The organism is Geodermatophilus sp. SYSU D00814 (assembly GCF_054050055.1).
Genome location: NZ_JBJGYP010000006.1, coordinates 76,082 through 102,752, shown reverse-complemented (window position 1 = coordinate 102,752; position 26,671 = coordinate 76,082). Strand labels below are relative to the sequence as shown.

General features: G+C 75.5%; 20 protein-coding genes and 1 tRNA gene. 18 read left to right on the top strand and 3 right to left on the bottom strand.

Translation table 11 applies throughout. The annotated features are described in order from the left end of the window. Positions 1-97 precede the first annotated feature (97 nt). From ACI780_RS06190 to ACI780_RS06155, 8 genes are all read left to right on the top strand, one after another. A complete protein-coding gene (locus ACI780_RS06190) occupies positions 98-1,618 on the top strand; it encodes an amino acid permease (protein ID WP_457001534.1) in 1,521 nt (506 codons plus the stop codon). A 94-nt stretch (positions 1,619-1,712) separates the two neighbouring features. Beyond that, complete coding sequence (locus ACI780_RS06185; protein ID WP_456869557.1) at positions 1,713-2,324, top strand: hypothetical protein; 612 nt, start codon at positions 1,713-1,715, stop codon at positions 2,322-2,324. Between the two features lie 36 nt (positions 2,325-2,360). Beyond that, positions 2,361-4,154: a methionine--tRNA ligase gene (gene metG / locus ACI780_RS06180; RefSeq protein ID WP_457001532.1), complete on the top strand. Its 1,794-nt coding sequence runs from the start codon at positions 2,361-2,363 to the stop codon at positions 4,152-4,154. Beyond that, positions 4,151-5,023, top strand: coding sequence for a TatD family hydrolase (locus ACI780_RS06175; RefSeq protein WP_457001530.1), 873 nt, complete (start codon positions 4,151-4,153; stop codon positions 5,021-5,023). Before metG ends, ACI780_RS06175 begins: the two co-directional genes overlap by 4 nt. Before the next feature lie 45 nt (positions 5,024-5,068). Then, entirely contained in the window at positions 5,069-5,908 is an 840-nt protein-coding gene (locus ACI780_RS06170; RefSeq protein WP_456869554.1) for a hypothetical protein, read from the top strand. Positions 5,909-6,223: 315 nt separating this feature from the next. Next, complete coding sequence (locus tag ACI780_RS06165) at positions 6,224-7,327, top strand: ubiquitin-like domain-containing protein (protein WP_456869553.1); 1,104 nt, start codon at positions 6,224-6,226, stop codon at positions 7,325-7,327. Beyond that, the gene (gene rsmA, locus ACI780_RS06160; RefSeq protein WP_457001527.1) at positions 7,284-8,192 is read left to right on the top strand and encodes a 16S rRNA (adenine(1518)-N(6)/adenine(1519)-N(6))-dimethyltransferase RsmA; all 909 of its coding nucleotides are present in this window, start codon (positions 7,284-7,286) and stop codon (positions 8,190-8,192) included. The genes ACI780_RS06165 and rsmA overlap by 44 nt, the downstream gene beginning before the upstream one ends. 24 nt (positions 8,193-8,216) lie before the next feature. Then, on the top strand, positions 8,217-9,176 hold the full coding sequence (locus ACI780_RS06155; RefSeq protein WP_457001525.1) for a 4-(cytidine 5'-diphospho)-2-C-methyl-D-erythritol kinase: 960 nt from the start codon (positions 8,217-8,219) through the stop codon (positions 9,174-9,176). Positions 9,177-9,182: 6 nt separating this feature from the next. Here ACI780_RS06155 and ACI780_RS06150 read toward each other — a convergent pair whose 3' ends face one another. Next, complete coding sequence (locus ACI780_RS06150; protein WP_457001523.1) at positions 9,183-9,806, bottom strand: TetR/AcrR family transcriptional regulator; 624 nt, start codon at positions 9,804-9,806, stop codon at positions 9,183-9,185. Between the two features lie 36 nt (positions 9,807-9,842). Then, positions 9,843-10,826 carry an acyl-CoA desaturase gene (locus ACI780_RS06145; RefSeq protein ID WP_456869549.1) on the bottom strand — a complete coding sequence of 328 codons (984 nt, stop codon included), beginning with the start codon at positions 10,824-10,826 and terminating at the stop codon, positions 9,843-9,845. A 190-nt stretch (positions 10,827-11,016) separates the two neighbouring features. On the opposite strand from ACI780_RS06145, the gene ACI780_RS06140 reads away from it, so the two are divergent. From ACI780_RS06140 to ACI780_RS06130, 3 genes are all read left to right on the top strand, one after another. Continuing rightward, positions 11,017-11,089: transfer RNA gene (locus tag ACI780_RS06140), tRNA-Gln, on the top strand. Between the two features lie 86 nt (positions 11,090-11,175). Next, positions 11,176-12,645 (top strand): bifunctional UDP-N-acetylglucosamine diphosphorylase/glucosamine-1-phosphate N-acetyltransferase GlmU, encoded by a 1,470-nt coding sequence (glmU, locus tag ACI780_RS06135; RefSeq protein ID WP_457001521.1) that lies wholly within the window; start codon positions 11,176-11,178, stop codon positions 12,643-12,645. A 45-nt stretch (positions 12,646-12,690) separates the two neighbouring features. Next, positions 12,691-13,671, top strand: coding sequence for a ribose-phosphate diphosphokinase (locus ACI780_RS06130; RefSeq protein ID WP_456869547.1), 981 nt, complete (start codon positions 12,691-12,693; stop codon positions 13,669-13,671). 9 nt (positions 13,672-13,680) lie between these two features. On the opposite strand, the gene ACI780_RS06125 is transcribed toward ACI780_RS06130, so the two are convergent. Continuing rightward, the gene (locus ACI780_RS06125; RefSeq protein ID WP_456869546.1) at positions 13,681-14,565 is read right to left on the bottom strand and encodes a hypothetical protein; all 885 of its coding nucleotides are present in this window, start codon (positions 14,563-14,565) and stop codon (positions 13,681-13,683) included. A gap of 297 nt (positions 14,566-14,862) precedes the next feature. On the opposite strand from ACI780_RS06125, the gene ACI780_RS06120 reads away from it, so the two are divergent. The 7 genes from ACI780_RS06120 (at position 14,863) to ACI780_RS06090 (ending at position 26,661) form a co-directional block, all read left to right on the top strand. Next, positions 14,863-15,567, top strand: a complete 705-nt coding sequence (locus tag ACI780_RS06120; RefSeq protein WP_457001518.1) for a 50S ribosomal protein L25/general stress protein Ctc — start codon at positions 14,863-14,865, stop codon at positions 15,565-15,567. A 95-nt stretch (positions 15,568-15,662) separates the two neighbouring features. Continuing rightward, complete coding sequence (pth, locus tag ACI780_RS06115) at positions 15,663-16,226, top strand: aminoacyl-tRNA hydrolase (RefSeq protein WP_456869544.1); 564 nt, start codon at positions 15,663-15,665, stop codon at positions 16,224-16,226. Positions 16,227-16,402: 176 nt separating this feature from the next. Next, a complete protein-coding gene (locus ACI780_RS06110) occupies positions 16,403-17,911 on the top strand; it encodes a sugar transferase (protein ID WP_457001516.1) in 1,509 nt (502 codons plus the stop codon). 139 nt (positions 17,912-18,050) lie between these two features. After that, positions 18,051-19,334, top strand: a complete 1,284-nt coding sequence (locus ACI780_RS06105; RefSeq protein WP_457001514.1) for a DUF1972 domain-containing protein — start codon at positions 18,051-18,053, stop codon at positions 19,332-19,334. 53 nt (positions 19,335-19,387) lie between these two features. Next, positions 19,388-20,050, top strand: coding sequence for a hypothetical protein (locus tag ACI780_RS06100; RefSeq protein WP_457001512.1), 663 nt, complete (start codon positions 19,388-19,390; stop codon positions 20,048-20,050). A 225-nt stretch (positions 20,051-20,275) separates the two neighbouring features. Beyond that, on the top strand, positions 20,276-25,645 hold the full coding sequence (locus ACI780_RS06095) for a PKD domain-containing protein (protein ID WP_457001510.1): 5,370 nt from the start codon (positions 20,276-20,278) through the stop codon (positions 25,643-25,645). After that, complete coding sequence (locus tag ACI780_RS06090) at positions 25,642-26,661, top strand: glycosyltransferase family 2 protein (protein WP_456869539.1); 1,020 nt, start codon at positions 25,642-25,644, stop codon at positions 26,659-26,661. Before ACI780_RS06095 ends, ACI780_RS06090 begins: the two co-directional genes overlap by 4 nt. Positions 26,662-26,671: the final 10 nt, after the last annotated feature.

Genomic DNA, 26,671 nt, shown 5'->3' with positions numbered 1-26,671 from the left:
CGGGCGAGGGAAGCGTAGGCGTGCGAGCGCTCGCCCCCCGTGCCACGCTCCCCGGAGGACGGAACCGCACCGACCGCCGCACCAGCAGGGGGACGCCGTGGCCGACACCGCACGCCGGATCAAGTCCGTCGAGGACTCCATCCGCGACACCGAGGAACCCGAACACCGGCTGAAGAAGAACCTGTCGGGTCTCGACCTCGCCGTCTTCGGCGTCGGCGTCATCATCGGGACCGGGATCTTCGTGCTCACCGGCGAGGTCGCGAAGACCACCGCCGGGCCGGCCGTGGCGATCTCCTTCGTCATCGCCGGCGTCGTCTGCGCGCTCGCGGCGATCTGCTACGCGGAGTTCGCCTCGACGGTCCCGGTGGCGGGGTCGGCCTACACCTTCTCCTACGCCACCATGGGGGAGCTGGTGGCCTGGATCATCGGCTGGGACCTGGTGCTCGAGCTGGCCCTCGGCGCGGCGACGGTCTCGGTCGGCTGGTCGGGCTACCTCAACCAGCTGCTCGGCGACCTCGGCGTCGCGCTGCCGACCTCCATCGCGGGGGAGACGGCGACGGTCAACATCCCGGCGATCTTCATCGCGCTGCTGATGACCGCGGTGCTCGTGCTGGGGATCAAGCTGTCGTCGCGGGTGACCAGCGTGATCGTGGCGATCAAGGTCGCGATCGTCCTGCTGGTCATCGTGCTCGGCCTCTTCTACCTGACGGCGGACAACTACACGCCCTTCGTCCCGCCGGCCGAGCCCGCGGCCGAGGGGGAGGGCGGCTGGCACGCCCCGCTCATCCAGCTCCTGGGCTTCAGCCAGGGCACCTTCGGCTGGGGCGGGGTCATCGCCGGCGCGTCGATCGTGTTCTTCGCCTTCATCGGCTTCGACATCGTCGCCACCGCGGCCGAGGAGACGAGGAACCCGCGCAAGGACCTGCCGCGCGGCATCATCGGCTCGCTGGTGATCTGCACGCTGCTCTACGTCGCGGTCTCCCTCGTCGTCGTCGGCATGCAGCCCTACACCGAGCTGTCCACCGAGGCGCCGCTGGCCGAGGCCTTCAGCAGCGTGGGGCTCTCGTTCGTCTCCAGCGTCATCTCGCTGGGCGCCCTCGCCGGCCTGACGTCGGTCGTCATGATCCTCATGCTCGGCCAGTCGCGGGTGCTGTTCGCCATGAGCCGCGACCACCTGCTGCCGCCGGCGATGGCGACCGTCCACCCCCGCTACGGCACCCCGTACAAGATCAGCATCGGCACCGGGATCTTCGTCGCCCTGCTCGCCGGGTTCCTGCCGCTGGGCACGCTCGCCGAACTGGTCAACATCGGCACGCTGTTCGCCTTCGTGCTCGTCTCGATCGCCGTCATCGTGCTGCGGCGCACCCGGCCCGACCTGCACCGCGCCTTCCGCGTGCCGCTGGTGCCGTTCGTGCCGATCCTCTCGGCGCTGGCCTGCATCTACCTGATGCTCAACCTCCCGGCCGACACCTGGGTGCGCTTCGCCGTCTGGATGGCGCTGGGCTTCGTCATCTACTACGCCTACGGGCGCCGCCACAGCCGCCTGGCCGGCGCCGGGGGCGAGGCCGCCGCCGCGCGGGCCGCCGCCGACCGGGAGGCCCGCCGCAGCGTCCGCTGACCCGGAGGGGTGAGGCCGCTCCGCCCGGACTCCAGCGCGCGGGCGCGCGCGACGACCTGACCGGTGACCGACGTCCCCGGCCAGGAGCAGATCCGTGGCGACCAGCGTCCTCGACGCCCCCCTCCCGACCCGCGTGCCCGGGCACCCCGCCCGGTGGCCGGTGACGGTCCTGCTGCTGGCGGCCGTCTCCGTCCTGCAGGCCCTCGCCCTGCTCGCCGCGGGGCTCACCGGCCTCGACGGGCTGATGACGGCGACCCCGCGGCCCTCCGGGGTGCTCGTCGCCGCCGTCCTCGGCGGGCTGGCCGGCTGGATCGTGCTGTGCGCGGCCGGCGGGCTGGCCGTCCTCGACGGCTCCGGCCGGCGGCTCCCGGCCGGCGTCGCCGGCGCCGAGCTGCTGCTGGTCGCCGGGCTCACCGTCGCCGCCGGGACGACGTCCCTCGACCCGCCGACGACGCTGCCGCTGCCCGCGCTGGCGCTGCTGGCCCTCGCCGTCCCGGTGGGCAAGCTGCTGCTGGTGTCGGCGCCCACGACCGTGGCCTGGGCGGCCGCCGCCCCGCCGCGGGGCCGTCCCCGGCCGGCCCCGGTGGCCCACCCGCGGCTGCGGCTGGCGACCGCCGCCCTCGTCGGCGTGGCCCTCGGCGCCCTCGCCCTGACCACCCCGGTGGGCGGCGAGCCGCCGGCTCCGGCCGCCGTCTCCGGTCACTGACCGACCCGGCCGACCCGGCTCACTACGCTCGGCGGTGTGAGTGATCGGCACATCCTGACCGCGGTGGCCTGGCCCTACGCCAACGGCCCCCGGCACATCGGCCACGTCTCCGGCTTCGGCGTCCCCTCCGACGTCTTCAGCCGCTACCACCGGATGGCCGGTGACCGGGTCCTCATGGTCAGCGGCACCGACGAGCACGGGACCCCGATCACCGTCGCCGCCGACGCCGAGGGGGTGACGCCGCGCGAGATCGCCGACCGCAACAACCGGGTCATCGTCGGCGACCTGCAGGCGCTGGGCCTGTCCTACGACCTGTTCACCCGCACCACGACGGTCAACCACGCGCGGGTCAGCCAGGAGATCTTCCTCGGGCTGCTCAAGAACGGGTACGTCTTCCCGCAGACGACGCTGGGCGCCATCAGCCCGTCGACCGGCCGCACCCTGCCCGACCGCTACATCGAGGGCACCTGCCCCATCTGCGGCTACGACGGCGCCCGCGGCGACCAGTGCGACAACTGCGGCAACCAGCTCGACCCCACCGACCTGATCAACCCGGTCAGCCGGATCAACGGCGAGACGCCGCGCTTCGTCGAGAGCGAGCACTACTTCCTCGACCTGCCCGCCTTCACCCGGGCCCTCGGCGACTGGCTGGCCACCCGCGGCAGCTGGCGGCCCAACGTCCTCAACTTCAGCCGGAACCTGCTCGAGGACCTCAAGCCGCGCAGCTACACCCGCGACATCGACTGGGGCGTGCCGGTGCCGCTCGACGGCTGGCGCGACCGGCCCGACAAGCGCATCTACGTGTGGTTCGACGCCGTCGTCGGCTACCTGTCGGCGTCCATCGAGTGGGCCCGCCGCTCCGGCGACCCCGAGGCGTGGCGGCAGTGGTGGCAGACGCCGGACTCCGACGCCTACTACTTCATGGGCAAGGACAACATCGTCTTCCACGCCGAGATCTGGCCCGCGCAGCTGCTGGGCTACAACGGCGAGGGCGACCGCGGCGGCTCGCCGGGTCCGCTGGGCCGGCTCAACCTGCCCACCGAGGTGGTCTCCAGCGAGTTCCTCACCATGGAGGGCCGCAAGTTCTCCTCCTCGCGGCAGGTGGTCATCTACGTCCGCGACTTCCTCGCCCGCTACGACGCCGACGCGCTGCGCTACTTCATCGCCGTCGCCGGGCCCGAGACGCAGGACACCGACTTCACCTGGTCGGAGTTCAAGCGCCGCAACAACGACGAGCTGGTCGCCGGCTGGGGCAACCTGGTCAACCGCACCGTGTCGCTCGCGGCCAAGAACGTCGGCGCCGTCCCCACGCCGGGCGAGCTGACCGACGCCGACCGCGCGCTGCTGCAGGCGACCCAGGGTGCGTTCGCGCCGATCGGGGACCTGCTGGCCCGCAACCGGCAGAAGGCGGCGGCCACCGAGGCCATGCGGGTGGTCGGCGAGGCCAACAAGTACCTGTCCGACCAGGCGCCGTGGAAGCTCAAGGAGGACCCGGCCCGCCGCGACACCGTGCTGCACACGGCGCTGCAGGCGGTCAGCGACTGCAACGCGCTGCTCACCCCGTTCCTCCCGCACTCGGCGCAGAAGGTGCACGAGCTGCTCGGCGGGACCGGCGTGTGGTCTCCGGCGCCGCGCGTCGACGAGGTCACCGACCTCGACGACGGCTCGCCGTACCCGGTCATCACCGGCGACTACGACGCCGCGCAGGCGGTCTGGGCCTCCCGCCCGCTGTCCCCGGGGGTGCCGCTGAGCCCGCCCACGCCGGTGTTCAGGAAGCTCGACGAGTCGATCGTCGCCGACGAGCTGCGTCGGCTAGACGAGGGCGAGTGAGCCGCTCGGCGAGTGCCCGCGCCAACCGGCGGGGCGAGCCCCCGCCGTCCCCGGAGCCGCTGCCCGCGCCGGCCGTCGACAGCCACACCCACCTCGACATCGTGCTGTCCGGCTTCCGCAGCGACGAGCCCGTCGACGACGACGCCGTCGACGCGGAGGTCGCCGCCGCGGCCGCCGTCGGGGTGCCGCGGCTGGTGCAGGTCGGCGTCGACGTGCCCTCCTCGCGGTGGTCGGCGGGGCTCGCGGCGCGCCACGGCAACGTGCTCGCCGCCGTCGCCGTGCACCCCAACGAGGCCGGCACCGGAGCGGCGACCGACGACGCCCTCGCCGAGATCGACCGGCTCGCGGCGCTGCCCCGGGTGCGCGCGGTGGGGGAGACCGGCCTCGACCGGTACCGCACCGGACCGGAGGGCTGGGCGGCGCAGGAGGCGTCGTTCCGCGCCCACGTCCGGATCGCCAAGGAGCGCGGCGTCGCGCTGGTCGTCCACGATCGCGACGCCCACGAGGAGATCCTCCGCGTCCTGGACGACGAAGGGGCCCCCGAGCACACCGTCTTCCACTGCTTCTCCGGCGACGCGGCCTTCGCGCGGGCCTGCGTCGAGCGCGGCCACGTGCTGTCCTTCGCCGGCACGCTGACCTTCGGCAACGCCGGCTACCTGCGCGAGGCCGCGGCGCTGACGCCGCTGGAGCAGCTGCTCGTCGAGACCGACTCGCCGTTCCTCACGCCCGTCCCGCACCGCGGCCGGCCCAACGCCTCCCGGCTGGTGCCGCACACCGTCCGGGCTCTGGCCGAGGTCACCGGGGTGGAGCTCGCGCAGCTGTGCGACGCCCTGACCGCGAACGCCGAGCGGGTCTTCGGCAGCTGGTAGCACCGAGCGGACCGGTGCGGCCCCCGGGCGAGGCACACTGTCTGTGTGGGCCGCCTCATCGCCGTCGTCCTCTTCATCGCCGTCCTCGTGCCCGGCGTGCTGCTGGCGCGGGCGTGGGCGCTGGCCTCGGGCCGCCGCGCGGTCGCCTCGGCCGCCGTCGACTTCACCACCCCCACCCGCGAGGGCGTGGCCACCGTGCAGCGGCAGGCCCAGCACGGCCGCCGGGTGCGGCGGGTCGGCCTGCTCCTCGGGCTGGTCGCCGTCGTGGCCAGCGTCGTGGTGTTCGCCGAGGCGTCGGTCTTCCTGTGGCTGCCGGCCCTGGTCGCCGGCCTGCTCGCCGGCGTGGTGCTCGCCGAGGCCACCCGCCCGCGCCCGCGCTGGCGGCTGTCCGAGCCCGCGCGCCGGCCGCGCCGCAGCGAGCAGATCTCGCTGTGGCTGCTCTGGACGATGCGCGCCGTCGTCGTCGCCGAGATCGCCGTCGCGGTCTTCATGTGGCAGCGCGGGGAGCTGTCGGACCCGGTCGGCTGGACCGCCGTCGCCGTCCCGCTCGTCGCCTGGCTGCTCGCCGAGGTGGCGCTGCTGCGGGTGCTCCTCCGGCCGCTGCCGGCCGACGGCGCCGACGTCCCCGTCGACGAGGCGCTGCGCACCTGGACGGCCCACCTGGTGAGCGCGGCGACGAGCGTGCTGGCCCTGCTGCCGCTGGGCACGCTGCTGCTGGTCGGGGGCATCGACCTCGGCGACCGGGTGACCGAGCGCGTCGACCTGGTACCGGTCGCCCTGGTGGCCGGCGGGTTCGCGGGGCTCGCGGCCGGTCTCGCCGTGGCCGGCTTCCTGCTCACCTGGCTGCGGCCGGTGCAGATCAGCGAGCGCGCCCTCGCCGGCTGACCTCCCCGGTCGCCCGACCGGGTGGACCGCGGGTGAGCTCGCTCACCTGGTAGCCGCACCGAACACAGTCGTCACACACGTCACGGACGGCGCGCCCGTCACTGACCGTGTCGGCGCGGCGCCGTATCGACATCTCGGCCCGGTGGTTGACTCCGCACGCACCGAAGCCACCCGCACCGCGCTCGTTATCGTGTCGTGACCGACCTCCGGGATGGGGACCCACCCGGGCGGCTCCCACGGCCCCGGGGTCCCCCTGGCGCCGGCTGCCGCCTGCGCGTGGATCGCCGCTCCGGTCCCCCTCCCCGTGAGAGAACCGTGCCCCGAACGCTGAAGCTCGCCCTCTTCGCCCTGGTCCTGACCGGACTGGTGGGCGGCTCGCTCGCGTGGTTCGCCGCGCAGAAGTCGCTCACCCTCACCGTCGACGGGCAGGCCCGCGAGGTCCGCACGTACGCCGACACCGTGGGCGAGGTGCTGGCGGAGGAGGGTCTGGAGACGCAGTCGCACGACGTCGTCCTGCCCGCGGCCGACGCCGAGGTGGGCGACGGCGACACCGTGGTGGTCAACCGCGCCCGCCCGCTGCAGCTCACCGTCGACGGTGTCAGCAGCGAGGTCTACGTGACCGCGCTGTCGGTCGACGAGGCGCTCGAGCAGCTCGGCTACCGCTCCGAGGGGATGGTCCTGTCGGCCAGCCGCAGCGAGCGGCTCCCGCTCGACGGCATGTCGCTGTCGATCAGCACGCCCAAGGACGTCACCCTCGTCGTCGACGGCGCCACCCGCGTGGTCACCACCACCGCCGCCACCGCCGGTGACCTCCTGGCGGAGCAGGGCGTGACCCTCGGCGAGCACGACCGCACCAGCCTCTACCCGAGCCAGCCGCTGCTGGCCGCCATGCACCTGCAGGTCTTCCGCGTGCAGGTCACCGAGCAGGTCGTCACCACCCCCGTGCCGCACCGCACCGTCGAGACCGAGGACCCCGAGGCCCTCGAGGGCGAGGAGACGATCACGCAACGGGGCGTGGACGGCGAGCAGGCCACCACCTTCCGGGTCACCGTCGTCGACGGCGTGGAGACCGCCCGCGAGCAGCTGGCCACCAGCGTCACCGTCCCGCCGGTCGACGAGCTGGTCAGCGTCGGCACCAAGGAGCGCCCGGCGCCCTCGGGCGGGGTCCCGGCCACCGCCGACGGGCTCAACTGGGCGGCCCTGGCGCAGTGCGAGTCCGGCGGCCGGCCGAACGCGGTCAGCGCCACCGGCAAGTACCACGGTCTCTACCAGTTCTCGGTCGGCACGTGGCAGGCGGTCGGCGGCACCGGCCTGCCCTCGCAGGCCTCGCCCGAGGAGCAGACGATGCGCGCCCAGATGCTCTACGCCCGCTCCGGTGCCGGCCAGTGGCCGCACTGCGGGCCGCGGCTGTTCAGCTGAGGTCCACCCGCTGAGCACCCCCGAGCAGACCGACGGGCTGCTGGGCCCGGCCGCCATCCGCGACCTGGCCCAGCAGCTCGACCTGCGCCCGACCAAGACCCTCGGACAGAACTTCCTGCACGACGCCAACACCATCCGGCGGATCGTGCGGACCGCGGGGCTGCGGCCCGACGACGTCGTCCTCGAGGTCGGCCCCGGCCTCGGCTCGCTGACCCTCGGCCTGCTGCCCGCCGCCGCGGCCGTCACCGCCGTGGAGATCGACCCCCGGCTGGCCGCCCGGCTGCCGGCCACGGTGGCCGAGCGGAGGCCGGACCTGGCCGGCCGGCTGACCGTCGTCGAGGCCGACGCGCTCCGGCTCACCGACCTGCCGGGACCCCCTCCCACGGCGCTGGTGGCCAACCTGCCGTACAACGTGGCCGTGCCCGTGCTGCTGCACCTGCTGGAGCTGCTGCCCTCCCTGCGGCGCGCCCTGGTGCTCGTGCAGGCCGAGGTGGCCGAGCGGCTGGCCGCCCCGCCCGGCAGCCCCGCCTACGGCGTCCCGTCGGTGAAGGCCGCCTGGTACGGCACCGCCCGCCGCGCCGGCAACGTCGGCCGCCGCGTCTTCTGGCCCGAGCCCAACGTCGACTCCGGCCTGGTCGCCCTCGACCGGCACGACCCGCCGCCCGGCGACCGCGCCGCCACCTTCGCCGTCGTCGACGCCGCCTTCGGCATGCGCCGCAAGGGGCTGCGCGCCGCCCTCGCCGGCTGGGCGGGCAGCCCGGCCGCCGCCGAGGCGCGGCTGCGCGCGGCCGGCATCGACCCGGCCACCCGCGGCGAGCGGCTGTCGGTGGCCGACTTCGCCCGGCTGGCGGCGACCGCACCGTGAGGCGGTCGTCGTGAGCTGGTCGTCGTGAGCTGGTCATCGCCCGGCGGCGCCGGGCACAGCCGGGTCGACGGCGCGGTCACCGCCCACGCGCCGGCCAAGGTCAACGTCTCCCTCGCCGTCGGCCCGCTGCGCGACGACGGGTTCCACGACCTGCAGACGGTGTACCTGGCCGTGTCGCTGCTCGACACCGTCACCGTGCGCCGTGGCGAGGGGCTGTCGGTCGCGGTGAGCGGCGAGGGCACTGGTGGCCCCGACCCGGTGCCCACCGACCGGCGCAACCTCGTCTGGCAGGCCGCCGAGCTGCTCGCCGAGCACGCCGGCGTGGCCGCCGACGCCGCGATCGAGGTGCACAAGACGATCCCGGCCGCCGCGGGGCTCGCCGGCGGCAGCGCCGACGCCGCGGCCACCCTGGTCGCGCTCGACGCGCTGTGGGGGACCCACGCCACCCGCGGCGACCTCACCGGCCTGGCCGCCCGCCTCGGCAGCGACGTCCCCTTCAGCCTGGCCGGCGGGGTGGCGCTGGGCAGCGGCCGCGGCGAGCTGCTCACGCCCGTGCTGGCCCGCCGGCAGTGGCACTGGGTGCTCGGCATCGCCGACGGCGGCCTGTCCACCCCCGCCGTCTACGCCGAGCTCGACCGGCTGCGTGCCGCGGGCCGGGTGCCCGACGGGACGAGCGCGCCCCCGTCGGAGCCGGTGCTCGCCGCGCTGCGCAGCGGGCCGGCCCCCGCGCTGGCCGCCGCGCTGGCCAACGACCTGCAACCCGCGGCGCTCTCGCTGCGCCCGTCGCTGCGGCGTGCGCTGCGGGCGGCCACCGGCGCCGGCGCGGCGGCCGCGCTGGTCAGCGGCTCCGGGCCCACCGTGGCCGCCCTCGCCGACGACGAGGACGCCGCGCTGCGGATGGCCGCCGCCCTGGCGGGGGAGGGCGTGTTCCGCACCGTGCGGGTGGTGCACGGCCCGGTGCCGGGCGCGCGCCTGGTCGGCTGAGGGCCCTCAGGCCCGGCCGGGACCGGTCGTGCGCAGCGTGGGCGAGGGGTCGAGGCGGGACAGGCCGGAGAACGCGAGGTCCACCAGCCGCGCGGCGACCTCCTCCTTGGCGGGGGAGCGGTGCTCGAGCCACCACTGGCCGACCAGCGCCACCATGCCGACCAGCGCGGAGCTGTAGAGCCCGGCCAGCGCGGGGTCGTAGCCGCGGCCGGCGAACTGCCCGGCCAGGATGTGCTCGACCCGGCGGGCGAGCTCGCCGAGCAGCGAGGAGTAGGTGCCCGAGCCCGGCACGTCGCGGGAGAGCACCCGGAAGCCCTCGGTGTCGTCCTCGACGTAGTCCAGCAGCACCAGCGCCGCGCGCTCCAGCAGCGTCCGCGGCCCGCCCTCCTGCGCCAGGGCCGCGGTGAACCGGCTCAGCAGCTGCTGCATCTCCCGGTCGACGACGGCGGCGTAGAGACCCTCCTTGCCGCCGAAGTGCTCGTAGACGACGGGCTTGCTCACCTCCGCGCGGACCGCGAGCTCCTCGATCGACGTCGCGTCGTAGCCGCGCTCGGCGAACACGGCACGGCCGACCGCGACCAGCTGCTCCCGCCGCTGCGCGGCGCTCATCCGCACGCGTGGCCGGGGCACGCGGTCCCCGGGGGACACCGTTGTCCTGCCGGCCCGTCAGGCCGCGGCCGGCTCGGCCGCCTGCCGCTTGGCGGCCAGGCGCACCGGGTCCGGCCACTTCACCGAGTGTGCCCAGCCGAGCTTCTCGAAGACCCAGATGACGCGGGCGCTGATGTCGACCTGCCCGCGCAGCACGCCGTGCCGGGCGCAGGTGGGGTCGGCGTGGTGCAGGTTGTGCCAGGACTCCCCGGCGCTGAGGACGGCCAGCGGCCAGAAGTTGGTGGCGCGGTCGCGCGAGGCGAAGGGCCGGCTGCCCACCACGTGGCAGATCGAGTTGATCGACCAGGTGACGTGGTGCAGCAGGCCGGTGCGCACCAGGCCGGCCCAGAAGAAGGCGGTCCAGGCGCCCATCCAGCTCTGCGTCACCAGGCCGCCGATCACGGCCGGGAGGGCGAGGCTGAGGAACGCCCACAGGCTGAACAGCCGGCTGGTGATCCGCAGGCCGCGGTCCTTCAGCAGGTCGGGGGCGTAGCGGGCGGCGTTGGTCTGCCTCCGGTCGAACAGCCAGCCCAGGTGGGCGTGCCACATGCCCTTGAGCAGCGCCCGGGCGTCGGTGCCGTAGCGCCACGGCGAGTGCGGGTCGCCCTCGCGGTCGGAGAACGCGTGGTGCCGCCGGTGGTCGGCCACCCACTGCACCACCGGGCCCTGGACCGCCATGCACCCGACGACCGCCAGCGCGATGCGCAGCGGCCGCCTCGCCTTGAACGAGCCGTGGGTGAAGTACCGGTGGTAGCCCACCGTCACCCCGAGCAGCGGGACGAAGTAGAAGGCGGCGAACAGCGCGACGTCGAGCCAGGACAGCCCCCAGCCCCACACGACCGGGACGATGGCCGCCAGTGCGACGAAGGGGACGACGACGAAGACGTAGAGGACCAGCTGCTCGAGGTGGCCCTTCTCCTTGCCGTAGGCGTTCGCCGGGAGGCCGGCGTCGGGATCGGCGGGTCGGAAGGCCGTCGGCCGGGTCAGGGAGGGGGCGGACACGAGCGGGGAGCCTCCAGGAGTGGGGTCCGTCGCGGGTCGCGCGTCTGCTGCACGACCGGCGGCTGGGTGGTGCGTAACCTACGTCACCGTAGGGAGACGCGCCGCCCGGGCCCGGTCCGGGGAGGCGTGCCCGCCCCCGGCACGGCCCCTAGGCTCGGGCCGGCGGTGCCGTGCGGGGACGGTGCCGCGGTGGGGGATGGGGTAATCGGCAGCCCGCCGGCCTTTGGAGCCGGGAGGTCTCGGTTCGAGTCCGAGTCCCCCAGCAGCGTCCCCCTGCCGCCGTCCCCCCAGCCGCGTTCCGAGCAGCGCCGGTGCGTCCACCGGCGGCCCCACCCGTCGGAGGAGATCCGTGAGCCCCCAGCAGGCAGTTGCCGCCGTCGTCGTCCTGGCCGCCGGCCAGGGCACCCGGATGCGGTCGGCCACCCCGAAGGTCCTGCACGAGCTCGGCGGGCGCTCGATGCTCGGCCACGTGCTGGCCGCCGCCGCGCCGCTGGGCGCCGGCACCACGCTGGTGGTCGTCGGGTCCGGCCACGAGACCGTCGAGGAGCACCTGGCCGCCGTCGCGCCCGGCGCCCGGACGGTGCTGCAGGAGCAGCAGCTCGGGTCCGGGCACGCCGCCCGGGTGGCCGTGGACGCCGTCCCCGACCTGCAGGGGCCGGTCCTCGTCGTCAACGGCGACGCCCCGCTGCTCACCGCCGGCACGCTGGAGTCGCTGGTGGCGGCCCACACCGCGGCCGGCAGCGTCTTCACCGTCCTCACCGCGGAGGTCGACGACCCGACCGGGCTGGGCCGGATCGTGCGCGACGGGCGCGGCGCACCCCGGGCGATCGTCGAGGAGCGCGACGCCACCGCCGAGCAGCGGGCGCTGCGCGAGGTCAACGCGGGCGTGTACGTGGCCGACGCCGGCACGCTGCGGCGCGTGCTCGCCGGCCTGGCCACCGACAACGCGCAGGGGGAGCAGTACCTCACCGACGCCCTCGCCCCGCTGGTCGATGGCGGCGCGCCGGTCGCCGCGGTCCGCGCCGCGGACCCCACCGACGTGCTGGGCTGCAACGACCGCGTCGAGCTCGCCGCCCGCCGCCGCACGCTCAACGACCGGGTGCTCGACGCCCTGATGCGCGCCGGCGTCACCGTCGTCGACCCCGCCACCACCTGGGTCGACGTCACCGCCGACGTCGCGCCCGACGCCCTGCTCGAGCCCGGGGTGCAGCTGCGCGGGACGACGTCGGTGGCCGCCGGCGCCGTCGTGGGGCCCGACACCACGCTCACCGACTGCACCGTGGCGGAGGGGGCGCGCGTCGTCCGGTCGCACTGCGAGGGCGCCGTCGTCGGTCCCCGGGCCTCGGTCGGCCCGTTCAGCTACCTGCGGCCGGGCACCCGGCTGGCCGCGGGCACCAAGGTGGGCGCCTTCGTCGAGACCAAGAACGTGCAGGTGGGCGAGGGGTCGAAGGTGCCGCACCTGTCCTACGTCGGCGACGCGACCATCGGCCGCGGCGCCAACATCGGCGCGGCCACGGTGTTCGTCAACTACGACGGCGTGGCCAAGCACCACACGACGATCGGCGACGACGTGCGCGTCGGGTCCGACACGATGCTCGTGGCGCCGGTCACCGTGGGTGACGGCGCATACACGGCGGCGGGGTCGGTGATCACCCAGGACGTGCCCCCGGGCGCCATGGGTGTCGCGCGGGCGCGGCAGCGGAATGTGGCAGGCTGGGTGCAGCGGCGCCGTCCCGGGACAGCCGCCGCCCGGGCCGCCGCAGCGGCCGGACACGAAGGGGCCGAGGCGGCCGGCACCGGTGCCGACGCCGCCGAGTAGGGCAGGCCGGCCCGACCGATCCGACGACCAGGGGTAGACGAGCCGATGAGCGCGATCCGGCAGACCACCAGCAAGAGCCTGATGCTCTTCTCCGGCCGGGCGTACCCGGAGCTGACCGCCGAGATCGCCGGTCACCTCGGGGTCACGCCGACGCCGACGGCGTCCTACGAGTTCGCCAACGGTGAGCTGTTCGTGCGCTTCGAGGAGTCGGTGCGCGGCTGTGACGCCTTCATCGTCCAGAGCCACGCCGCGCCGATCAACACCTGGCTCATGGAGCAGCTGCTCATGGTCGACGCCGCCAAGCGCGCCTCGGCCAAGCGGATCACCGTCGTCGTCCCGTTCTTCCCCTACGCGCGGCAGGACAAGAAGCACCGCGGCCGCGAGCCCATCTCCGCCCGGCTGGTCGCCGACCTGTTCAAGACCGCCGGTGCCGACCGGCTGATGACCGTCGACCTGCACACCGCCCAGATCCAGGGCTTCTTCGACGGCCCGGTCGACCACCTCTTCGCCCTCGACCTGCTCGTCGACCACGTCAAGGAGCGCTGGGGCGACCGCGACACCACCGTCGTGTCGCCGGACTCCGGGCGGGTGCGGGTCTCCGAGCGCTGGAGCGACAAGCTCGGCGGGGTGCCGCTGGCCTTCATCCACAAGACCCGCGACCCGATGAAGCCCAACGAGGTCGTCGCCAACCGCGTCGTCGGTGAGGTCGAGGGCCGGGTCTGCATCCTGGTCGACGACATGATCGACACCGGCGGCACCATCGTGAAGGCCGCCGAGACGCTGTTCGACGCCGGCGCCGCCGACGTCATCGTCTGCGCCACGCACGGCGTGCTCTCCGGCGCGGCGGTCGACCGGCTGAAGAACAGCAGGGTCAGCGAGGTCATCGTCACCAACACGCTGCCCATCGAGCCGGAGCGCCAGTTCGACAAGCTGACCGTCCTGTCGATCGCGCCGCTGCTGGCGCGGGCGATCAAGGAGGTCTTCGAGGACGGCTCGGTCACCAGCCTCTTCGGCGGCGCCAGCTGAGCGGGCCGGTCAGCGCGTGAAGGCGCGCGGCAGGCAGGCGAGCTGACGCTCGTCGAGACCGCGGGAGGCCAGCTCCCGCTGGCGCTCGGTCACCCGGGGCACGGGCAGCGTGGTCATCGGCGTGCGCGAGGTGTACGTGAAGGTCACCGAGCAGCGGTCCCGGCGCACCGGGGGCATCGCCCGGTGGAAGACCGACCGGGTGTCGGCCACCACCGCCGTCCACGTCGGCCCCGTCGCCTGCCGCCACTCCTCCTCGGGCACGTGCCGCCGCATGCCGTCGTCGCTGACGAAGCCGGTGACGTAGCGCAGCTCCCGGGTCAGGCGCTCGGTGTGCCGGCGGGAGACGTACTCGAACGGCCCCCCGTCGAGGTCGACGTCGTTGAGCCACACCAGGATCTTGAACATCCGGTGGTCCTCCACGTCGCGGTGCCACTGGCGCACGCCGACCGGCCGCGCGGTCGCGTGCTCGCACCGGACGTCCGCGCCGTAGTAGCGGACCGGGAGGCCGAGGTGGGCCTCGGCGAGGTCGAGCAGCTCCCTCTCCAGCCCCCACTGCCAGACGCCGGGCGTGGCCAGCACGTCGTCGAGGGGCGGCCGGCTGGTGTCGGCGCCCGGGACCGCGTGCCGCGCCGTGTCGGCGGTCAGCGACTCCAGCCCCGCCCGCAGCTGCGCGGTGCCGGGCAGGCCCAGGCGGTCGAGGGTGGTGACGCACACGCCCTCCTCGCGGAGCGCGGTGAGGACGTCGGCGCGGCCGTCGGCGAGGACGGGGACGTGCGGCCGGTGCCGCTGCAGGCGCCGGCGGTACCGCCGCGCGGACAGCTCCCGGGCCGGGGCGACCCGTCCCAGCACCTCCCGCTTGACCCGGTTCCCGGCGCGGACGGCGACATCCAGCACGGCGTTCCTCCACGAGCGTGTCGGCCCTCCCGGCCGGAGGGCGCCTCCCAAGATCGCCGGGCACGCTAGCGAGGGCCGTCGGCGTGGCGCGACCCCCGTCGCCACCGTCAGGCGGACGTTCTCGTCCGGTCAGCGACGGGCGGTCCGCGACGGGCACCCCGGCCCGTCGCGTAGGATGGGCAGTCGCCCGGCGAGGGAGCGGCCCGTCCGACTCCGTGATCGACGTGCGTGTGCTCCGACCGAGGTGTGCCGCGCGCGGCCGCCGGCACACCGGCCGATCCACCTGAGGAGCACACCGTGGCTGACCACCGCCTCGTCGCCGAGGCCCGCACCGAGTTCGGCAAGGGCAGCGCCCGCCGGACCCGCCGCGCGGGCCGCATCCCCGCCGTCCTGTACGGGCACGGCCAGGACGTCGTCCACCTGTCGCTGCCGGCCCGCGAGTTCGCCGCGGTCCTGCGCAACGGCGGCGCCAACGCCCTGATCACCGTCGTCCTCGACGGCACCGAGCAGCTCGCGCTCACCAAGTCGGTGCAGCGCGACCCGCTGACCCGCGTGCACGAGCACGTCGACCTCCTCGTCGTCCGCCGCGGCGAGCGGGTCACCGTCGACGTCCCGGTGACCGTCGTGGGCGAGGCCGCCGCCGAGACCCTGGTCAGCGTCGAGCTGAACACCGTCTCGGTCGAGGCGCCCGCCACCGCCATCCCCGAGACCGTCGAGGTCGACGTCACCGGCCGCGAGGCCGGCAACGGCATCCACGCCGGCGAGCTGACCCTCCCCGGCGGGGCCACCGTGCTCACCGACGCCGAGGCCCTGGTCGTCAACGTCATGGCCGCCCCGACCGCCGAGCAGCTCGACGCCGAGATCGCCGAGGCCGAGGCCGAGGCCGGCATCGAGCGCGAGGAGTCCGCGCCGGCCGAGGAGAGCACCGGCCTGGGCGACGTCGTGCCCGAGCCGCAGGCCGAGGGCGGCGGCGAGTCGATCGAGTCGACCGAGAACAGCTGAGGTCCCCGCTGACCGAGAGCACGTCCCGCAGGGGCGCCGGCGCACCCGCCGGCGCCCCTGCGGCGTCCCCGCCCTCCGCGGGCCCCTTCCTCGTCGTGGGGCTGGGCAACCCCGGTCCCGGCTACGCCGGCAACCGGCACAACGTCGGGGCGGTGGTGCTCGACGAGCTCGCCGCCCGCGCCGGCGTGCGGCTGTCCCCGGGCAAGGGCAAGCGCGCCCGCACCCTGATCGGCGAGGGCCGGCTGGCCGGCCGCCGCGTCGTCCTCGCCCGGCCGACGACGTACATGAACGAGTCCGGCGGCCCGGTGCGCGGGCTGCTCGACTACCACTCCATCCCGGCGACCGACCTCGTCGTCGTGCACGACGAGCTCGACATCCCCTTCGCCGCGGTGCGGCTCAAGCGCGGCGGCGGCGAGGGCGGGCACAACGGCCTGCGCTCGATCAGCCGGTCCACCGGCACCCGGGAGTACCTGCGGGTGCGGGTCGGCATCGGCCGCCCGCCGGGCCGCCAGGACCCCGCCGACTTCGTCCTCCGGGACTTCTCCGCGACCGAGCGCAAGGAGCTCGACCTGCTGGTCGCCGAGGCCGCCGACGCCGCCGAGGAGCTGCTGGCCTCCGGCCTGGAGGCGGCCCAGAACGTCGTCCACCCGCGCACCTGAGGTCCGCGCCCGGTCTCCCCATCGGGTGAACGGTCACGCTCCGCATTGACCCGGACGTGACTCTCTGTGAACGTCCTCCGTGCGTTCGGGGGACGCGAGCCGGTAGAGGCGCCACGACGGCGCACCGTGCGTGACTGCCGCCCCCCGTGCACACGTGGAGTGACGAGGGGGAGACCGTGCTGCTGGACCACCGAGGATCCGGACCGGGGAGCACCACGCGGGCGCTGCCGGTCCCGCGGCCGGCGCCCGAGTTGCCCGGCGGCGGCCTGCGGGCCGTCCGGCGGCCACCCGTCCGCCGCTGGGTCGGCCGCTACTCCGCCTCACTGCACGTCCTCGACCTCGCCGCGGCCGCGCTGGCCACCGCCGCCGTGGTGCTGGCCGCGCCGGTGACCCCGGCCGCCGGCTCGCCGCTCGTCCTCACCGCGGGCGCGCTCGTGCTCGCCTGGCCCCTGCTGCTGCTGGCCACCGGCGCCCACGAGGAACGGGTGTTCGGCACCGGCAGCGACGAGTACCGGCGGGTCGGCCGGGCCGGCTTCCTGCTCCTGGCCCTGACCAGCGTCGCCGCCTTCGCCGGCGACCTCGGGCTCAGCCGCGGGCTCGTGCTGCCGGCGGTGCCGGCGCTCACCGTGCTCACCCTCGCCGGCCGCTACGCCGCCCGGTGCACACTGCGCCGGCTGCGCGCGAACGGTGCCTGCACCAAGCGGGTCGTCGTCGTCGGCCGTGGCGGGGCCGTCGTCGAGCTGGCCACCGCCGTGACCCGCGAGAACTACGCCGGCCTCGAGGTCGTCGGTGCCTGCGTCACCCCGGAGAGCCGCACCCGCGTCGCCGAGGTGCTCGGCGTCCCGGTCAGCGGCCTCGACGACGTCGCCGCGACCGCCGAGCGGCTGGGCGCCGACACCGTCGCGGTCACCTCGGCCAGCGAGACCGCCGCCGAGTACCTGCGCCGGCTGTCCTGGCAGCTGGAGGGCACCGGCATCGAGCTGCTCGTCGCGCCCGGCCTCATCGAGGTCGCCGGCCCGCGGCTGCACATCCGCCCGTTCGAGGGGCTGCCCCTGCTGTCGGTCGAGCAGCCGCGCTTCGGCGGCTGGGGCCGGCTGGTCAAGGGCGGCGTCGACCGCGCCGTCGCGGCCCTGGCGCTGGTCGTGCTGGCCCCGCTGCTGCTGGGGCTGGCGCTGGCCGTGCGGCTGGACAGCCCCGGGCCGGTGCTCTACCGCCAGGAGCGGGTCGGGGTGAACGGCCGCCGCTTCACGATGCTGAAGTTCCGCAGCATGGTGGTCGACGCCGACCGCCAGGTGGAGGCGCTGCAGGCGGAGAACATCTCCGACGGGCTGCTGTTCAAGATGCGGACCGACCCGCGGGTCACCCGCGTCGGCCGCTGGCTGCGCCGGCTGTCCCTCGACGAGCTGCCGCAGCTGCTCAACGTGCTCGGGGGCTCGATGTCCCTCGTCGGGCCGCGGCCGCCGCTGCCGCGCGAGGTCGCCCGCTACGACTCCTCGGTCAGCCGGCGGCTGCTGGTCCGCCCCGGCCTCACCGGCCTGTGGCAGATCTCCGGCCGCAGCGACCTGTCGTGGGAGGAGTCGGTCCGCCTCGACCTGCGCTACGTCGAGAACTGGTCGCTGGCCCTCGACACGCTGATCCTCGTCAAGACCTTCCGCGCGGTGCTCAGCCGCTCCGGCGCCTACTAGCCGCGCCGGCCTCCCCCTCCTCTCACCCCCAGCCCACCCCGGCGGGGGAGGAGGCGCGACCCCGCAGCTCCCTAGCGTCGATCCGCGCCCCGTGCGTGGAGCCGGCCGACCGCCGTGGCACCGACAGGAGGACGGACCGATGGACCGCTCGAGCACCGACCGCGTGAGCATCGCCCTCGTGGGCACCCGCGGGGTGCCGGCGCGCTACGGCGGCTTCGAGACCGCCGTCGAGGAGGTGGGCCGCCGGCTCGCCGACCGCGGCCACCGGGTCGTCGTCTACTGCCGCACTCCGCCCGGCGCGCAGGAGGAGCCCCCGGCCGAGCACCTCGGCATGGAACTGGTGCACCTGCCCGCCGCGCGCCGCCGGTCGCTGGAGACCCTCAGCCACACCGCCCTGTCGGTGCGCCACCTGCTCGCCCACCGCACCGACGCCGCCATCGTCTTCAACGCGGCCAACGCGCCGCTGCTGCCGGCCCTGCGCGCCGCCCGGATCCCCGTCGCCACCCACGTCGACGGCCTGGAGTGGCGGCGGGCCAAGTGGGGCCCGGTGGGGCGCCGGTACTACCGCGTCGCCGAGTCGCTGGCGGTCCGCTGGTCGGACGTGCTCATCGCCGACGCCGAGGGCATCGCGGAGTACTACCGCGAGGCCTTCGCCGCCCCGACGACGCTGCTCACCTACGGCGCCCCGCTCATCGCGCCCGGCGCGGACGAGCTGGCCCGGGTCGGCCTCGAGCCCGGCGGCTACCACCTGGTCGTGGCCCGGTTCGAGCCGGAGAACCACGTCGACGTCATCGTCGAGGGCTACGCCGCCAGCGGGGCCACCAAGCCGCTGGTCGTGGTCGGCTCGGCGCCCTACGCCGACGAGTACACCCGCCGGGTGCACGCGCTGGCCGACGAGCGGGTCCGCTTCCTCGGTGGCGTCTGGGACCAGGAGCTGCTCGACCAGCTCTACGCCCACTGCGCCACCTACCTGCACGGGCACTCCGTGGGCGGCACCAACCCCTCGCTGCTGCGCGCGATCGGCGCCGGCGCGGCGGTCACCGCCTTCGACGTCGACTTCAACCGCGAGGTGGTCCGCGACTCGGGCCGCTTCTTCCGCACGCCGCAGGACGTCGCCCGACAGCTGGCCGCCGTCGAGGCCGACCCCGAGGGCACCCGCCGGGCCGGCGAGCGCGCCCGCGTCCTCGCCCGGCGCTACGACTGGGACGAGGTCGCCGACGGCTACGAGCGGCTCGCCCGGCGCCTCGCCGCGCGCGACGTGCCCCGCCGGCGGCCCAGCGGCCGGCGCACCCCGACCGACGCGGACGCACCGGCCGGCCGGCCGGGCACCGCGACGCCGACCGCCGACGTGGTGCCGCTGCACCCGCCGGCGCGGTCACGGCACTGGGGACACGACGAGCACCTCCCGGCGGCCCAGCAGTGAGCCGGGGACGGCAGGAGGCGCTCCCGCGGGAGCGCGGAGGAGGGGGAACCGCAGTGTCGGAGAAGGAGCCGCGTCCGGCGGCGTCGTCGCCCAGGCGGCTGGTGCTCGCCCTGGCCGCGGTGGTGCTCGTCGCCGTCGTCGCCGGGGTGCTGCTGGTGCGCGGGGGCGGGACCGGGGACGGGGAGGACCCGGGCGGGTCCGCCGCCGCGCCGTCGTCGGCGACGACGGCGGCCGAGCCGTCGCTGGAGGCCACCGTCCCCGGGGCGGAGGCCAGCGCGCCCACCGAGGACGCGCAGCCCGTCGTCGACGAGCTGCCGCCCGGCCTGCCGCCGGTCCCGCTCGACCAGCCGGCCGACGCCGGGGACGGCGTCACCGCCACGGTCTCCTCGATCGAGGCCGTCGACGGCGTCGGCGCGGGCCGGGGCAACGTGTCCGGGCCGGCCCTGCGGGTGACCGTGCGCATCACCAACGGCACGCCCGAGGCGGTCGACCTCGGCGGCGTCGCGGTCGACCTGACCCACGGCGCCGACGCGGTGCCGGCGTCCCCGCTCGACGACCCGTCGCAGGCGCCGTTCGCGGGCTCGGTCGAGCCGGGGGCGACCGCGCAGGGGGTCTACGTGTTCCGCGTCCCGCCGGACGACCGCGACCCCGTCACGGTCTCCGTCGGCTACCGCGCCGGCGCACCCTTCATGGTCTTCACCGGCCCGGCCGCCTGAGGCCCCTCCGCCCGACGTCCGACCCGGGTCCCGGCTCCGGCCGGGGCCCTGGTCGACGTTCTCGCATCCATCACCCACGGTGATGAAGATCGGCTCCCGCCTGGCCGTTTCCTGCGCCGTTGTCGCCGTATCGGGGGATGGGGCCGTCTCATCGTCACGCTTAGTGTTCATCCGCCTGGCCCGAGGACGGCCATGCGCTCCACGCGAAACACGGGGGACCCACTCATGTCAGCACGCACGGCCGCCTCGCCGCGGGCACTCCTCGCCGGCCTCCTCGCGACCCTGCTCCTCGCCGGTGTCCTGGGCGGGTTGGTCCCCGGCACCGCCCGCGCGGACTGGGCGCCGCTGAACCCGGCCGCCCCCGCCACCCCGGCCACCGTGACGGCCGACGCGCTGCCCACCGTGCAGATCAACGGCGTCGTCTGGGCCCAGGCGGTCGTGGGCAACACCGTCTACGTCGGCGGTGACTTCACCCGGGCCCGCCCCGCCGGTGCCGCCCCGGGCACGTCGGAGACCCCCCGCAGCTACCTGCTGGCCTACGACATCCGCACCGGGGAGCTCATCTCCTCCTTCGCGCCGTCGCTCGACGGCCAGGTCCTGGCGATCACCGCCTCGCCCGACGGCTCGCGCATCTACGTCGGCGGCGACTTCGGCCGGGTCAACGGCCAGGTCCGCAGCCGGATCGCCGCCTTCAGCACCACCACCGGCCAGCTGGTGTCCGAGTTCCGGCCGGCCGTCTCCGGCCAGGTCATGGCCATCGCCGCGTCGAACTCGACGGTGTACTTCGGCGGCAGCGTGACCGCCGTGGGCTCGGTCGCCCGCACCCGCCTGGCCGCGGTGAGCGCCGCCACCGGCGCCCTGCTCACCTGGGCCCCGCAGCCGGGCCCCAACACCGGGACGAGCAACCACGTCATGGCGATGGTGCTCACCGGCGCCGACCAGCTGGTCGTCGCCGGCCGGTTCAACACCCTCAACGGCCAGGCGGCCACCGGCGTCGGTGCCCTGAACACCTCCACCGGCGCCACCCGGCCCTTCGCCGTCAACCAGCTGGTCACCAACAACGGGCCCAACGGGGCGATCAACAGCCTCACGGTCGCCAACGGCGTGGTCTACGGCACCGGCTACGACTACTTCGGCACGGGCAACCTCGAGGGCACCTTCGCCGCGCGGGCCGACGGCGGCACGCCGGTCTGGTTCGCCGACTGCCGCGGTGACCACTACTCCGTGCACGTGTCCGGCGGCGCCGTCTACACGGCCTCGCACGCCCACGACTGCGCCAACATCGGCGGCTTCCCCGAGCAGACGCCCGACCGCGTGCACATGTTCGGCAACGCGGTCTCCGTGGCGGCGACCGGGACGGTGCAGCGCATCAGCGAGCTGCGCAACAACACCCGGCTGGTCGGGCAGCCCGCCCCCTCCCTCCTCCCGTGGGACCCGGCCTTCCAGGCCGGCACCTTCACCGGCCAGTTCCAGGCCGGCTGGTCGGTCAGCGGCAACGGCGACTACGTCGTCTACGGCGGCGAGTTCCCCGTGGTGAACGGCGTCGGCCAGCAGGGCCTCGTCCGCTTCGCCGTCCCGGCCCTGGCGCCCAAGACGGTCGGCCCGGCCACCAGTCGGCCCTTCACGCTGACCCCCACCATGGTGCCCGGCGCCGTCCGGCTGAACTGGCCGTCGGTGACCGACCGCGACAACGAGAACCTGACCTACCGCGTGTACCGGGACACCGACACGTCCGCGCCGGTCTGCGAGGCGACCCGGCCGACGCGCTGGTGGGACCTGCCGACCTTCGGCTGCGTGGACACCGGCGCCGCGGCGGGCTCGCACCGCTGGCTGGTGACGGTCGGCGACCCCGCCGGCAACCGGCTCACCTCCTCCTGGGTCACGGCCACGGTGCCCGCCGCCAGCAGCGGCGCGAACCGCGCCTACGCCCGCGCGGTCGCGGCCGACGGCGCCCTAGACCACTGGTACCTCGGTGAGGCCTCCGGCAACATCGCCTACGACTACGCAGGGCCCCGCGACCTCACCGTCGGCGGCGGCGTGACCCGGCAGGCGGCCGGCGCCATCCAGGGCGACGCGAACACGGCGTCGGCCTTCAACGGCACCTCCTCGGGCTCGGCGTCCACCGGCACGGCCGTGCCGTCCCCGCAGGTCTTCAGCGTGGAGGCGTGGTTCCAGACCACCTCGACCGCCGGCGGCAAGATCATCGGGTTCGGTGACCGCACCAGCGGCCTGAGCGGCCTCTACGACCGGCAGGTCTACATGGACACGGCCGGCCGGGTGACCTTCGGCATCTGGAACGGCGCCCTGCAGCTGGTCACCAGCCCGACCGCCTACAACGACGGCCGCTGGCACCACGTGGTCGGCACCATGAGCCCCGCGGGCGTCTCCCTGTACGTCGACGGCGCCCTCGTCGGGACGAAGGCCGGCTCCTTCCGCGCCCAGCAGTTCACCGGCTACTGGCGGATCGGTGGGGACAACATGAACGGCTGGACCCCCGGCGGCGCCGCGTGGTTCAACGGCCGCATCGACGAGGTCGCCGTGTACCCCACCGCGCTCTCGCTGCAGCAGGTGTCCACCCACACCGCCCTCGGCCGCGGCCAGAACCAGGCCCCGACCGCGTCCTTCACCACCCAGGTCGCCGACCTCACCGCGCGGGTCGACGCCGCCGGCTCCACCGACCCCGAGGGCGTCCTCCGCTCCTACGCGTGGGACTTCGGCAACGGCGCCACCGCCACCGGGGTGACCGCGTCGCACACCTACGCGGCGCCGGGCACCTACACGGTGCGGCTGACCGTCACCGACGGTGGCGGCCTGACGGCCACGACCACCCGGACCGTCACCGTGACCGCGGCCCCGACCGGCCCCGGCTCCGTCGCGGCCGACTCCTTCGGCCGGGAGGTGGCCTCCGGCTGGGGGACCGCCGAGCGGGGCGGCGCCTGGACGACGACGGGTTCCGCGTCGGTGACCGGCGGTGCCGGCCGGCTCAGCGGCGCCCCGGGCCAGAGCACCTCGGCGGTGCTGCCGGCCGTCAACCGCACCGACGTGGCGGTGCAGGCGGCCCTGACGCTGCCCTCACTGGCCACCGGCGGCGGCACCTACGTCAGCCTGGTGACGCAGAAGGTCGGCCTCAACGACTACCGGGTCAAGCTGCGGTACCGCTCCGACGGGCAGGTCGAGGTCATGCTCGCCCGCACGGTGGCCGACACCGAGACCGTCCTCGGCGGCTACCAGCTGCCCGGCGGCTACGCCGCGGGCACCCCGCTGACGGTGCGGTTCGAGACCAGCGGCGGCGCGCCGACGACCCTCAAGGTCAAGGTGTGGCGGGCCGGCACGGCCGAGCCGACAGCCTGGGGCCTGACCCGGACCGACGACACCGCGACGCTGCAGCGCCCGGGCGCGCTCTCGCTGGAGACCTACGTCTCCGGCAGCGCGACGGCCGCCTCGGTGGTCCGCGTCGACGACCTGCGGGCCGAGCCGGCCGGCGCGGTGGTCGAGGTGCCCAACCAGGCGCCGGTGGCGGCGTTCACCGCGACCCCGACGCAGCTGACCGTGGCCGTGGACGGGTCGGGCTCGACCGACGACGCCGCGGTGACCGGGTACGCCTGGGACTTCGGTGACGGCGGCACCGCGACCGGGGCGTCCGCGTCGCACACCTACGCCGCGGCGGGCACCTACACGGTGCGGCTGACGGTGTCCGACGCCGCGGGCCTGACCGGGACCACCACCCGGTCGGTGACCGTCACCGCGCCGCCCACCGGCCCGCAGCCCGGTGCGCCGATCGCGGCCGACGCCTTCGGCCGCGAGGTCGCCTCCGGCTGGGGGACGGCCGAGGTCGGCGGGGCGTGGACCACGTCCGGCACGACGTCGGTGACCGGCGGTGCCGGCCAGCTCAGCGGCGCCCGCGGCCAGGGCACGACGGCGGTGCTGCCCGCGGTCAACCGGACCGACGTCGTCGTGCAGGCGACCGTGACGCTGCCGCAGCTCGCCACCGGCGGCGGCACCTACGTCAGCTTCGCCAACCGCCAGGTCGGGCTCACCGACTACCGGGTCAAGATGCGCTACCGCGCCGACGGCCAGGTCGAGGTCATGCTCGTCCGGATGGTCGACGACACGGAGACGATCCTGGGCGGCTACCTCCTGGCCGGCGGCTACAGCGCCGGCACCCCGCTCACGGTCCGCTTCGAGACCAGCGGCACGGGCACCACGACCGCCCAGGTCAAGGTGTGGCGGGCCGGCACGGCCGAGCCGACGGCCTGGGGCCTGACCCGGACCGACGACACCGCGGCCCTGCAGCGCCCGGGTGCGGTCGGGCTCGAGACCTACGTCTCCGGCAGCGCGACGGCCACCTCGGTGGTCCGCGTGGACGACCTGCGGGTCGACCCGGCCGGCACGACCAGCCCCTCGCCGACGCCGCAGAACCAGGCGCCGGTGGCGGCCTTCACCGCCACGCCCTCGGGCCTGACCGTGGCCGTCGACGGGTCGGGCTCCACCGACGACGCCGCGGTGACCGGGTACGCCTGGGACTTCGGGAACGGGGCGACCGCGACCGGGGCGTCCGCGTCGCACACCTACGCCGCGGCGGGCACCTACACGGTGCGGCTGACCGTGACCGACGCCGCGGGTCTGACCGGCACCACCACCCGGTCGGTGACCGTGACGGCCGCGCAGCCGCCGCAGAACCAGGCGCCGGTGGCGGCCTTCACCGCCACGCCCTCGGGCCTGACCGTGGCCGTCGACGGGTCGGGCTCGACCGACGACGCCGCGGTGACCGGGCACGCCTGGGACTTCGGTGACGGCGGCACCGCCACCGGGGCGACCGCGTCGCACACCTACGCCGCGGCGGGCACCTACACGGTGCGGCTGACCGTGACCGACGCCGCGGGCCTGACCGGGACCACCACCCGGTCGGTGACCGTCACCGCGCCGCCCACCGGCCCGCAGCCCGGCACGCCGCTGGCCGCCGACGCCTTCGAGCGCCAGGTCACCGGTGGGTGGGGCACGGCCGACACCGGCGGCCCGTGGGTCATCGGCGGCCCGGCGGCCAACGCCTCCGTCGCCGGCGGGCAGGGCCAGCTGCTGGTGCCGGCCGCGCAGTCGAACACGGCCGCCCTGACGCAGCTCTCCCGCCAGGACGTCGCGGTGCAGGTGGCGCTGACGCTGCCGCAGGCACCTACCGGGGGCGGCGTCTACGTCGGCCTGGCCACCCGCACGGTCGGCCTCACCGACTACCGGGCCAAGCTGCGGTTCCGTGCCGACGGCCAGGTCGAGGTCATGCTGGTCCGGACGGTGGACGACCAGGAGACGATCCTGGGCGGCTACCTGCTGCCCGGCGGCTACAAGCCCGGCACGTCGCTGACCGTCCGGTTCGAGAGCGCGGGCACCGGCACCACCACCCTGCGGGTCAAGGCGTGGGCCACCGGCACCGCCGAGCCGGCGGCCTGGGCGCTGGTCCGCACCGACGACGCCGCGGTGCTGCAGCGCGCCGGCACGGTCCTGCTCGACCAGTACGTGTCGGCTTCCGCCACCGCCCCCACCGCCGTCCGGTTCGACCAGCTCTGGGTCGGCGAGGCGGGCACGGCACCGGCCGCACCGTGACCGACACTGCCGTCGTGTCACCGGAGAACACCCTCCGCCTCCGGGCCGCCGCTCCCCGCGGCGGCCCGGAGGGGCTGGGCCTGGTCGTCGTCAACTACGGCTCCAGCGCGCTGCTGCGCCGGAACCTGGCGGCGGCGGGGCCGCTCGGCCCGCACGTGCGCGTCGTGGTGGTGGACAACCACAGCACCGACGCCGAGCGCGCCGCGGTCACCGCGCTGGCCGCCGAGCACGGCTGGGAGCTGGTGGCGCTCCCGGACAACCGCGGGTTCGGCGCGGCCACCAACGCCGGGTTCGCCCGGGCCCGCGAGCTCGGCTGCGCCACCTTCTGCTGCCTGAACCCCGACGCCTCGGTGACCCCCGCGGTGCTCGAGGAGCTGCGCGTGGCCAGCCTGGCCGACCCGCTCGCGGTCATCGCCCCGCGCATCGTCGACTCGGCCGGGACGACGGTCTTCGCCGGCTCGACGCTGGGCCTGCGGGACGGCCGCACCGGCGCGCCGCACAGCCCCACCCGCTCGCGCGGGCCGGTCGAGGACTGGCTGACCGGGGCCTGCCTGGTCGTGTCGGCGGAGATGGCCGACCGGCTCGGCGGTGGCTACGACGAGGGCTACTTCCTCTACTGGGAGGACGTCGACCTCAGCCACCGCGCGCTGGCCGCCGGCGGCTCGCTCGTCGTCCGCACCGACCTCGTCGCCGTCCACGACGAGGGCGGCACGCAGGGGGAGCGCCGGGGCGAGGCCAAGTCCGACCTCTACTACCGCTACAACTGCCGCAACCGCCTGGTGTTCGCGGCGCGCAACCTGTCCCGCCGGCAGCTGCTCGGCTGGCTGCTGCGCACGCCGCGGGTCAGCTGGGAGATCCTGCTGCGCGGCGGCCGCCGTCAGCTCGTGCACTCGCCCCGCCCGCTGGCCGCCGCGGTCCGGGGCAGCCTCGAGGGCGCGGCGATCGCCCTCGCCGCGCTGGTCCGCGGCCCCTCATCCCCGCCCGTCGGGGTGAGGCGCGCGCCGGCTCCCCGGTGATGGGATGCGG